The following is a 10,571-nucleotide window of genomic DNA, read 5'->3' on the forward strand; positions in this document are numbered from 1 at the left end:
GAGGGGTATCAATGGATCAGACCGACCCGTGACAGGTTGGGGAAGTGGCTGAGCTTGGGCTCGGGCCAGCTCATCCAGACCGCAAAGGCCTTGCCGACGATGTTACGGTCCGGGACCATGCCCTGCAGCTCGCGCGGGATACTCGGGTCGTCCCAGTAGCGGCTGTCGTTGGAGTTGTCGCGGTTGTCGCCCATCATGAAGTAATGGCCAGCCGGCACGGTCCACTGCTGGTCCGGCGGCATGCGATAGCGGCTCATTTCCTTGCGGATCAGGTGCTCGGCTTCGCCCAGCTTCTCCTTGTACAACTCGGCGCTACCCAAGGATCCGGCTTCGGTGCCCACCAGTTGCTCAGCGACCAGCTGGTCGTTGACGTACAGATGCTTCTCGTTGGTGTAGCGGATCCGGTCGCCCGGCAGACCGACCACACGCTTGATGTAGTTGACGTTCGGGTCGCTCGGGTAGCGGAACACCATGACGTCACCGCGCTGCGGGTCACCGACCTCGATGACCTTCTTGTCGATCACCGGCAGGCGGATACCGTAGGAGAACTTGTTCACCAGGATGAAATCGCCCACTTCCAGGGTCGGCTTCATCGAACCCGACGGAATCTGGAAGGGTTCGACCAGGAACGAGCGCAGCACCAGCACGATGAACAGTACCGGGAAGAACGACTTGCCGTACTCGACGAGCAACGGCTCCTTGTTCAGGCGCTCGACCACCGCGACCTCGGGCTGGCTGACGCTGCCCTGGTAGTTGGCGATCGCCGCTCGCCGGCGCGGGGCCAGGAACAGCAGATCGATCAGACCCAACAGGCCGCAGACAGCGACGGCGATGACTAGCAACAGCGGGAAATTTAGCGACATAGGACCTAGCTATCCAACCTGAGCACAGCGAGGAAGGCTTCCTGTGGGATCTCCACGTTGCCCACCTGCTTCATGCGTTTCTTACCGGCCTTCTGCTTCTCCAGCAGCTTCTTCTTACGGCTGACGTCACCGCCATAGCACTTAGCCAGTACGTTCTTTCTGAGCGCCTTGACAGTGGTCCGCGCAATGATCTGGCCGCCGATAGCTGCCTGGATCGCCACGTCGAACATCTGCCGAGGAATCAGTTCCTTCATCTTCTCGGTCAACGCACGGCCTTTGTAGGCCGCGTTGTCACGATGCACGATCAATGCCAGGGCATCGACCTTGTCGCCGTTGATCAGCACGTCCAGCTTGACCAGGTTGGCCGACTGGTAGCGATCGAAATGATAGTCCAGCGAAGCGTAGCCGCGGCTGGTGGATTTGAGCTTGTCGAAGAAGTCCAGCACCACTTCGTTCATCGGCAGGTCGTAGCGCACCTGTACCTGGCTGCCGAGGAACTGCATGTCACGCTGAACGCCACGCTTCTCGATGCACAGGGTGATGACGTTGCCCAGGTGCTCCTGCGGCACGAGGATGGTCGCCGTGACGATCGGCTCGCGGAAGTCCGCGACCGCCGAGACATCCGGCAGCTTCGACGGGTTGTCGACGACGATGGTTTCGCCGGTCTTGAGCTCCAGCTCGTAGATCACGCTCGGCGCGGTGGTGATCAGGTCCAGGTCGTATTCGCGCTCGAGGCGCTCCTGGATGATCTCCATGTGCAGCATGCCGAGGAAGCCGCAACGGAAGCCGAAGCCCAGGGCGTCGGAGCTTTCCGGCATGTACTGCAGCGACGAGTCGTTGAGCGTCAGCTTCTGCAGGGCGTCGCGGAAGTCCTCGAAATCGTCGGAGCTGACCGGGAACAGGCCGGCGTACACCTGCGGCTGGATCTTCTTGAAGCCAGGCAGCACCTCGACCTCGGGGGTCGAGGACAGCGTCAGGGTGTCGCCGACCGGCGCGCCGTGAATGTCCTTGATGCTGGCGATGATGAAGCCCACTTCGCCAGCCTTGAGGTCGGCGGTCTGGGTGTGTTTCGGGGTGAAGACACCGACGCTGTCGACCAGGTGCACCTTGCCGGTGGACTTGACCAGGATCTTGTCGCCCTTCTTGACCCGGCCCTGGCGCACACGCACCAGCGACACGACGCCCAGGTAGTTGTCGAACCAGGAGTCGATGATCAGCGCCTGCAGAGGGGCGTCGATCTCGCCTTCTGGCGCGGGAATGGTCTGCACCAGGCGCTCGAGCACCTCGTCCACGCCCATGCCGCTCTTGGCACTGCAGGCCACGGCTTCGGTGGCGTCGATGCCGATGATCTTCTCGATCTCGTCCTTGACGCGGTCCGGATCGGCCTGGGGCAGGTCCATCTTGTTCAGTACCGGCATGACCTCGAGGCCCTGCTCGATGGCGGTGTAGCAGTTGGCGACCGACTGCGCCTCGACGCCCTGACCGGCATCGACCACCAGCAGCGCGCCCTCGCACGCGGCCAGCGAACGCGAGACTTCGTAGGTGAAGTCGACGTGGCCGGGGGTGTCGATGAAGTTCAACTGGTAGGTTTTGCCGTCCTGCGCCTTGTAGTGCAGGGTGACGCTGTGGGCCTTGATGGTGATACCGCGTTCACGCTCGAGGTCCATGGAGTCGAGGACCTGGGCCTCCATTTCGCGCGCCGACAGGCCACCGCACATCTGGATGAAACGGTCGGCCAGCGTCGACTTGCCATGGTCGATGTGGGCGATGATGGAGAAATTGCGGATATGACTCAAATCACTCACGGGTCAACACTCGAAAAGGCTGCGAGCCGGACGCCCGCGGAAAAATAGCCGGGAATTGTACCTCAAGCCGGAGGGATATGGGAGATTCCTCTATCGCCACGCACACCTGCAAATGCGACATGAATTTGCTCGGCTCGCTGATGTTCCCACAGAACATCATGACACGCTCATGAAAAAGGGCAGCCGAAGCTGCCCTTTCCTACCCTTCACTCAGCCTATTCAGCCAACTTGAAGGTGATGAAGCTGGCGCGGCCCTGTCGCAGCACACGCATCGATACCGAACGGTTCTTCGGCAGGTCCTTGGCGATCTCGGTGAATTGCTTGGCCGAGCTGATCGCCTGGTTGTTCAGGTGGCTGATCACGTCGCCCGGACGCAGGCCAATCAGTGCTGCCGGACCATCCTGAACCTCCTTGATGACCACACCGCCCTTGAGCTCGAGCGACTTCTTCTGCTCGTCGCTGAGGTCGGCGACCGAGACGCCCAGGCGGTTGCTGTTGCGCTCCACGCCTGCCTGGCCAGCGGTGCCAATGTCGGCATCGTCTTCAGGGAGTGCACCGATGGTGATGTCCAGGGTCTGACGCTTGCCTTCGCGGATGATCTCGAGCTTGGCTTTCTGGCCATCCTTGAGACCGCCGACCAGGTGTGGCAGGTCTGCGGACATGACGATCGGCTGGCCGTTCATGCTCAGGATCACGTCACCGACCTGCAGGCCGCCCTTGGCCGCAGGGCCGTTTTCCAGCACCTGGGCTACCAGCGCACCGGCAGGCTTATCGAGCCCGAAGGACTCGGCCAGGTCCTTGTTCACTTCCTGGATCACCACGCCGAGCCAGCCGCGGCTGACCTTGCCGTCTTTCTTCAACTGGTTCGAGACATCGATCGCCACGTCGATCGGGATGGCGAACGACAGGCCCATGAAGCCGCCGGAGCGGGTGAAGATCTGCGAGTTGATACCCACGACCTCACCCTTCATGTTGAACAGCGGGCCGCCGGAGTTACCCGGGTTGATCGCGACGTCGGTCTGGATGAACGGCACGTAGGTGTCGTTGGGCAAGGTACGCCCCTTGGCGCTGACGATACCTTTGGTCACCGAATGATCGAAACCGAACGGCGAGCCGATGGCCAACACCCACTCACCGACCTTCAGCTTCTCGGAATCGCCCAGCTTGACGGTCGGCAGATTCTTGCCATCGACCTTGAGCAGTGCCACGTCGGTGCGCGGGTCGGTGCCAACCAGCTTGGCTTGCAGTTCGCTGCGATCGGACAGGCGGACGATGATCTCGTCGGCATCGGCGACAACATGGTTGTTGGTCAGGACATAACCATCGCTGGAGATGATGAAGCCCGAGCCCAGCGACTGAGCCTCACGCTGGCGATCGCCACGCGGGGAGCGCGGCTGCTGCGGCATGTTGCGCTCGAAAAACTCGCGGAACATCGGAGGCAGGCCCTCCAGGTCGGGCATCTGCCCGGCGGCGACGCGACGGTCCGGCAGTTTTTGCTTGGTACTGATGTTGACCACCGCCGGCGAGGCTTGCTCGACCAGGGTGGTGAAGTCCGGCAGGGCTTCCTCGGCCTGGGCGTTAAGCACCTGGCCGAGCATCAGCACGGCGGCGAACATCGATAGATAGGTTTTCAAGCGTGGTATTGACATACGGCTCCCGTCACAACGAGCGTAGTTAGCAGAAGGGCCCCTGCAGATGCAGGAAAGGCCAGACTCCAGGAAGTCTGACCTATAGAAAATTTACCAGTTGATTGCAAATGACAATGCTTTAATTTCATGTCAGCTGCGCGCCTGACAGCTTGTAGGAAGGGTCTGGGACGGTCATTACCGCGCCTGGACATCCTGGGCGCGCATCGACAATGCCACGCGCTCGGCGGTCCCCAGCGGAATCTCTCCGACCACGGTGACCATGACCTTGCCCTTGGGTGTGTTCAGATGCCGTGAGACAGCGACGGTAGGCCCCAGTTGCGCACGGGTATCGGTACCGGCGTCTTCCTTGATCGGCTCGAGAAAGACGGAGAACCGCGCCAGCCCATCGTCGTACATCAGGCTGCTGACGGTGCTGTTGCGTTCGGGATCACGGCGCACGGCGCTGTTGACCAGCTCGAAGCCAGGCGGCAGCCAGTCGGAACGCCAGCCAGCGACAGTTTCAGGCTTCGCCGCCGCAAGAGGCTGCACCGGCTTGCACGCGGAACTGGCCTGCAGGTCGCGATCGGTCGGAACGTCATCGGTATCCAGGCGGGTCATCTGGAAGCGCTCGAGCAACTGGCCCTTGTCGTTGAGCATCAACGACCGCAGCGGCAGGCCGGTCTGGCGATCCAGGTGAAGCTCAAAGGCGTAACGGTGCTGGTCGCGTGGAGTGAGGGTGACGATCACCGCGTCGCGCCCGGCGATACGTGCCTTGCCAGCCACACCCAGGTCGTACCAGCTCATCAGCTTCAGAGGATCGAGCACTCGCGGGGCGGAATCGGGCGGCGTACCGACCCCGCTGACCAGGGAACCACTGACGCACTGCACCTTGCCGTCGACTCGCACGATTTCCTGGGCGGCGCCATCGAGCTGCAACAACCGCTCGCTGACTTTGCCGTCCTGGACGCGATGCCAGATATCGTGGGAAGAAAAACTGCCGTTACGTTCGTAGACGAAAGAACCCTGGTAACTCTGCCCTTGCTCGGCCTGTGCCAGCTTGTTCAGCCACTCGCTCGCCTCGGGCGAAGAGTTGGCCGCCAATGCCGGCACCGTGATGCAACTGCCGAGCAGCAGCGACAGAAGAGGTAGCGCTCGCATGATCCTCCTTACTTAGCGATTTTCCAGGCTGGCGGCGCGTGCGTAAGGCAGAGCGGTTTCAGTGCCCTTCAGCGCAGACTCCTGAGCGTGCTGGCGCAGGTAACCTGGCAGACGCTGATCCCAGCCGGCCTGGTTCTGCAGCACACCGTTGGCCATCGGCCCGGTCGGTTGCTCACTGCTCTCACTATAGCCTGCCAGAACGGCTGGACCTTGAGCCTGCGGTACGGTGATCCCCTGCTGCACAGGTTGCTGCGAAGCAAGTTGCGCGCCGTTGATCTCATCCTGGTTGTACAGGCGTACGCCTGCCAGCACAGCGACGGTCACCGAAGCGGCAACGGCCAGGCGACCAATGCTGCGCCAGGGGCCACGCTTGGCCTTGACCGGGACGGCTTCGTCGGCCAGCGCGGCAGAAACGGCCGACGCGATGTCGAGCTTGGGCAGCAGCAGTTCCTTGTGCATGGCTGCGCGAGCGACCTGGTAACGCGACCAGGTGGCACGGGTCTCGGCATCATCGACCGCGTTCAGCACGCGACGTAATTCCAGTTCGTCCGCTTCGTTATCCATTACCGCGGACAGCGATTCCTGCAAAGCTTCACGACTCATGGCGGTTCCTCTCTTGGCTGTCGCCGCTGTCTCAGGTTTCCTGCAACAGGGGTTGCAGGGCTTTGTCTATGGCCTCCCGAGCGCGGAAGATTCGAGAGCGCACGGTACCCACCGGACATTGCATGACACTGGCAATGTCTTCGTAACTCAGCCCGTCGAACTCGCGCAGGGTCAATGCCGTGCGCAGGTCTTCGGGCAGTTGCTGGATGGTGCGATGGACAGTGCCTTCGATTTCATCCCGCAACAACGAGCGCTCTGGGGACTCGAGATCCTTGAGACCATGATCGCCGTCGTAGAACTCCGCATCCTCGGAGCTCACATCGCTGTCTGGCGGCCGTCTTCCACGGGACACCAGGTAATTCTTCGCCGTGTTGATGGCGATGCGGTACAGCCACGTGTAGAACGCACTGTCACCGCGGAAGTTGCCAAGCGCACGGTAGGCCTTGATGAAAGCTTCCTGCGCCACGTCCTGCGCTTCATGGGTGTCGTGTACAAAACGCACGATCAACCCGAGAATCTTGTGCTGATACTTCAGCACCAACAGATCGAACGCTCGCCTGTCACCGCGCTGCACGCGCTCGACAAGCTGCTGATCCTCTTCCTGGGTTAGCATGAACACTCCTCAGTGAACTCAAAGGAGCGTTGCGACAGCCATCGTTCAGGCTTGCAACCATAGACTCGGGCTTTGCGCAAAAGTTCTCCCCTCCAAGCAAGTTTCCTGCGGCCTCTGGTCGGCTCGCACGAAAAAGACACAGCGCGGTCGCAGCCGGCTGCGTCGATAATCGGTGTCTCGAATACACAGGTTTCAGCCCGGGTAGAGCCGCTGTCCTGCGTCGCCTCGGCAATCGTGGCAGACGGGCAGCCTTCTTGAGATTTGCAGGGGTACTGGAAAGTTCCCACAAAGTCGCCACGCCTGCGCAACCGCCATTGGAAATCCGACGCCGGGGGCTGCTATAAAGGCAGCCCGGCATCTTTCACGATAGTTTCACAATGCCATATACGCATCACTATTGTGCCGCTCCCCTTCCCTAGTTACTAGTGTCCCGACATGAGCCAACAATTCCAACATGATGTCCTGGTGATCGGCAGTGGCGCCGCCGGTCTCAGCCTGGCACTGAACCTTCCCGGCCACCTGCGCGTCGCGGTCCTGAGCAAGGGCGACCTCGCCAACGGCTCTACCTTCTGGGCCCAGGGCGGTGTCGCCGCGGTACTGGACGACACCGACACGGTGCAATCGCACGTCGAGGACACGCTCAATGCAGGCGGTGGCCTGTGCCATGAAGACGCCGTGCGATTCACCGTCGAACACAGCCGCGAAGCCATCGAGTGGCTGATCGAGCAGGGCGTGCCCTTCACCCGCGATGAACACCACAGCGTCGACGACGGCGGCTTCGAGTTCCACCTCACCCGTGAAGGCGGTCACAGCCACCGCCGCATCATCCATGCCGCCGATGCCACGGGCGCCGCGATCTTCACCACGCTTCTGGAACAGGCGCGCCAGCGCCCGAACATCGACCTGCTCGAACAGCGTGTAGCCGTGGACCTGATCACCGAGCGGCGCCTGGGCCTGCCCGGCGAACGCTGCCTGGGCGCCTACGTGCTCGACCGCAACAGCGGCGAGGTGGACACCTTCGGCGCACGCTTCACGGTGTTAGCGACAGGCGGCGCGGCCAAGGTCTATCTCTACACCAGCAACCCCGACGGCGCCTGCGGTGATGGCATTGCCATGGCCTGGCGCGCCGGCTGTCGGGTGGCGAACCTTGAGTTCAACCAGTTCCACCCAACCTGCCTGTACCATCCGCAAGCCAAAAGTTTCCTGATCACCGAGGCCCTGCGTGGCGAAGGTGCGCTGCTGCGCCTGCCCAACGGCGAGCGCTTCATGCCGCGCTTCGACCCGCGCGAAGAGTTGGCGCCACGGGATATCGTCGCTCGCGCCATCGACCACGAGATGAAGCGCCTGGGCGTGGACTGCGTGTACCTGGACATCACCCACAAGCCGGTCGAGTTCATCAAGAGCCACTTCCCCACGGTCTACGAACGCTGCCTGACCTTCGGCATCGACATCACTCGCCAGCCGATCCCGGTGGTACCGGCAGCGCACTACACCTGCGGCGGCGTGATGGTCGACGAGCGCGGCCACACCGACGTACCGGGCCTGTATGCCATTGGCGAGACCAGTTTCACCGGCCTGCACGGCGCCAATCGCATGGCCAGCAATTCGCTGCTGGAGTGCTTCGTCTACGGCCGCGCGGCTGCCGCGGACATCGAGGCGCACCTGGATCAAGTCGGCAGGCCGCAGGCCCTGCCTTGCTGGGATGCCAGCCAGGTTACCGATTCGGATGAAGACGTGATCATCGCGCACAACTGGGACGAACTGCGGCGATTCATGTGGGACTACGTCGGCATCGTGCGCACCAGCAAACGCCTGCAGCGCGCCGAGCACCGGGTGCGCCTGCTGCTGGACGAAATCGACGAGTTCTACAGCAACTACAAGGTCAGCCGCGACCTGATCGAGCTGCGCAACCTGGCACAGGTGGCCGAGCTGATGATTCGCTCGGCGATGCAGCGCAAGGAAAGCCGTGGGCTGCACTACACCCTGGACTACCCGGGGATGCTGGGTGAGGCCAGGGATACGATACTCAGCCCGACCTGAGCCTGGCGCCGGCCTTTTCGCCGCGGCGACTTGCCCGCGAAGAGGTCGGCAACACCCACTTCACTCTACAGCCATCACCCATCGGCGTCGGCTGAACTTCAAGCGCACACGAAGCTGTCGGTGCTCATCCGCCGTCAGCGCATCCCTTGGAATGCACTGGCTCTGCGCAACCCGCCGCCCTTCGCGCACGAAGCGCAACACCACCATCACCGGCAGCGCGACGCTGTCACGGCACAACCTCACCCGCTGCCAGCCATGGGCACGGCTGAACGCCTGCCAGCCACGCGCATCACGGCGCAGACCGCTCACGGCATCAGGATGGGTCAGGAGGATACGACGGGGAATCACCCAACAGGCATGGGCGAGGCAGGCAATCAGCACGCCGGTTGCCAAGCACCAGGGCAAGGCACTGAACCACAGAGTGGCGAGCGCCAGCGCCTGCCCGGCAAGATAGGCCGTCAGCAGCAGGCGCGAGCCCTGCCAACGGCACTCGAAGCTCTCACTTGGGCTGGACACGGTCCAGGATGATGCGGACCATGCGCTGCAGCTCAGGGTCTTCGGATTCGTTACGCTCCATGAACCAGCCGAACATGTCCTGGTCCTCGCAGGTCAACAGGCGGCGGTACAGTTCGCGATCCGCTTCGCTCAGGTTCGGGTAAACCTCCTGGGTGAAGGGTACGAGCAGCACGTCCAGCTCCAGCATGCCGCGGCGGCTGTGCCAGAAAAGCCGGTTGAGTTCAGTTTGTTCGACCATGGGGCCCTCCTCGAATGGTCGCGCAGTATACCGCGCTGCAACCACAGCGGCACGAGGCATTGGTCTAGTCACCTACCTATTTTGTTACTGGCGTTCTATGATGGCCGCCAGTCTTTATAGCTACCGCGATGACCCATGGCCGACTCCGCTTTCTTCTGTCCCCTGTCCCACGAGGGCATCCTCGCTGTCCGCGGCTCCGACGCCGGCAAGTTCCTGCAAGGCCAGCTGACCTGCAACCTCGACTATCTGAATCCGCAGCACGCCAGTCTCGGCGCTCGCTGCATGGTCAAAGGCCGCATGCAATCCAGCTTCCGCATCCTGCCCGAAGGCAATGGCTATCTGCTTGCCATGGCCAGCGAACTGCTCGAGGCGCAATTGGCGGATCTGAAGAAGTACGCGGTGTTCTCCAAGGCCACGCTGACCGACGAAAGCCCCGCCTGGGTACGCTTCGGCCTGCAGCAGGGCGATGCCGCGCTGCACACGCTGGGGCTTGAAACACCACAGGCAGCCGGCGCCACCGTGCGTCATGAAGGGCTCGTCGCCATCGCTGTCTCGCCTGCACGCGTCGAACTGTGGGTGCCCGCCGAACAGGCCGCCAACGTGCGCGAAGTCCTCGCCGCCGCACTGCCCGAAGGCACCCTGGATGCCTGGCTGCTGGGCCAGATCCGCGCCGGCATCGGCCAGGTCATGGGCCCGACCCGTGAACTGTTCATCCCGCAGATGATCAACCTGCAGGCCGTCGACGGCGTGAGTTTCAAGAAGGGCTGCTATACCGGCCAGGAAATCGTCGCGCGCATGCAGTACCTGGGCAAGCTCAAGCGTCGCCAGTATCGCCTCTCGCTGCCCGTGGACGAAGCCCCCGCACCCGGCGCAGAGATCTTCTCGCCCACCCACGGCTCCTCGGTCGGCGAGGTGGTCATCGCGGCACCGGCCGAGCAAGGTGTCGAACTGCTGGCAGTGCTCAGCGCCGACTCGGTGGAAGATGACAACCTGCACCTGGGCAGCCTCGAAGGCCCACGCCTGACCCTGCTCGACCTGCCCTACGAACTGGACCGCGATCGGGAAATCCAGCGCTGACCAGCCCGCCCCGCCGCTGCGGCGGGGCAG

General features: G+C 62.6%; 10 protein-coding genes. 2 read left to right on the plus strand and 8 right to left on the minus strand.

The window, feature by feature from the left end; translation table 11 throughout:
* Positions 1 to 8: 8 nt before the first annotated feature.
* From lepB to rpoE, 6 genes are all read right to left on the minus strand, one after another.
* The gene (lepB, locus tag HU729_RS23580; protein WP_054891835.1) at positions 9 to 863 is read right to left on the minus strand and encodes a signal peptidase I; all 855 of its coding nucleotides are present in this window, start codon (positions 861 to 863) and stop codon (positions 9 to 11) included.
* A 5-nt stretch (positions 864 to 868) separates the two neighbouring features.
* A complete protein-coding gene (gene lepA / locus HU729_RS23585) occupies positions 869 to 2,668 on the minus strand; it encodes a translation elongation factor 4 (protein ID WP_186668600.1) in 1,800 nt (599 codons plus the stop codon).
* Positions 2,669 to 2,883: 215 nt separating this feature from the next.
* Positions 2,884 to 4,317 carry a DegQ family serine endoprotease gene (locus HU729_RS23590; protein WP_186711705.1) on the minus strand — a complete coding sequence of 478 codons (1,434 nt, stop codon included), beginning with the start codon at positions 4,315 to 4,317 and terminating at the stop codon, positions 2,884 to 2,886.
* Positions 4,318 to 4,491: 174 nt separating this feature from the next.
* Entirely contained in the window at positions 4,492 to 5,454 is a 963-nt protein-coding gene (locus HU729_RS23595; protein ID WP_186668604.1) for a MucB/RseB C-terminal domain-containing protein, read from the minus strand.
* Between the two features lie 12 nt (positions 5,455 to 5,466).
* Complete coding sequence (locus HU729_RS23600; protein ID WP_125930590.1) at positions 5,467 to 6,057, minus strand: RseA family anti-sigma factor; 591 nt, start codon at positions 6,055 to 6,057, stop codon at positions 5,467 to 5,469.
* A gap of 31 nt (positions 6,058 to 6,088) precedes the next feature.
* On the minus strand, positions 6,089 to 6,670 hold the full coding sequence (gene rpoE, locus HU729_RS23605; RefSeq protein ID WP_003252049.1) for an RNA polymerase sigma factor RpoE: 582 nt from the start codon (positions 6,668 to 6,670) through the stop codon (positions 6,089 to 6,091).
* Between the two features lie 435 nt (positions 6,671 to 7,105).
* On the opposite strand from rpoE, the gene nadB reads away from it, so the two are divergent.
* Complete coding sequence (nadB, locus tag HU729_RS23610; RefSeq protein WP_186668608.1) at positions 7,106 to 8,710, plus strand: L-aspartate oxidase; 1,605 nt, start codon at positions 7,106 to 7,108, stop codon at positions 8,708 to 8,710.
* A gap of 60 nt (positions 8,711 to 8,770) precedes the next feature.
* On the opposite strand, the gene HU729_RS23615 is transcribed toward nadB, so the two are convergent.
* A complete protein-coding gene (locus tag HU729_RS23615; RefSeq protein ID WP_186711706.1) occupies positions 8,771 to 9,226 on the minus strand; it encodes a protein YgfX in 456 nt (151 codons plus the stop codon).
* The gene (locus tag HU729_RS23620; RefSeq protein WP_054891841.1) at positions 9,210 to 9,464 is read right to left on the minus strand and encodes a succinate dehydrogenase assembly factor 2; all 255 of its coding nucleotides are present in this window, start codon (positions 9,462 to 9,464) and stop codon (positions 9,210 to 9,212) included. The genes HU729_RS23615 and HU729_RS23620 overlap by 17 nt, the downstream gene beginning before the upstream one ends.
* Before the next feature lie 135 nt (positions 9,465 to 9,599).
* On the opposite strand from HU729_RS23620, the gene HU729_RS23625 reads away from it, so the two are divergent.
* Positions 9,600 to 10,541 (plus strand): folate-binding protein YgfZ, encoded by a 942-nt coding sequence (locus tag HU729_RS23625; RefSeq protein WP_186711707.1) that lies wholly within the window; start codon positions 9,600 to 9,602, stop codon positions 10,539 to 10,541.
* The last annotated feature ends 30 nt before the right edge of the window (positions 10,542 to 10,571 follow it).

This window comes from Pseudomonas sp. RW10S2, from assembly GCF_014268985.1.
GTDB classification, from domain to species: domain Bacteria; phylum Pseudomonadota; class Gammaproteobacteria; order Pseudomonadales; family Pseudomonadaceae; genus Aquipseudomonas; species Aquipseudomonas wayambapalatensis.

What these genes read in the sequence shown, in the direction of transcription:
- lepB (WP_054891835.1), bottom strand. Translation starts at nt 863, where the DNA reads ATGTCGCTAAATTTCCCGCTGTTGCTAGTCATCGCCGTCGCTGTCTGC.
- HU729_RS23590 (WP_186711705.1), bottom strand. Translation starts at nt 4,317, where the DNA reads ATGTCAATACCACGCTTGAAAACCTATCTATCGATGTTCGCCGCCGTG.
- HU729_RS23595 (WP_186668604.1), bottom strand. Translation starts at nt 5,454, where the DNA reads ATGCGAGCGCTACCTCTTCTGTCGCTGCTGCTCGGCAGTTGCATCACG.
- HU729_RS23600 (WP_125930590.1), bottom strand. Translation starts at nt 6,057, where the DNA reads ATGAGTCGTGAAGCTTTGCAGGAATCGCTGTCCGCGGTAATGGATAAC.
- rpoE (WP_003252049.1), bottom strand. Translation starts at nt 6,670, where the DNA reads ATGCTAACCCAGGAAGAGGATCAGCAGCTTGTCGAGCGCGTGCAGCGC.
- nadB (WP_186668608.1), top strand. Translation starts at nt 7,106, where the DNA reads ATGAGCCAACAATTCCAACATGATGTCCTGGTGATCGGCAGTGGCGCC.
- HU729_RS23620 (WP_054891841.1), bottom strand. Translation starts at nt 9,464, where the DNA reads ATGGTCGAACAAACTGAACTCAACCGGCTTTTCTGGCACAGCCGCCGC.
- HU729_RS23625 (WP_186711707.1), top strand. Translation starts at nt 9,600, where the DNA reads ATGGCCGACTCCGCTTTCTTCTGTCCCCTGTCCCACGAGGGCATCCTC.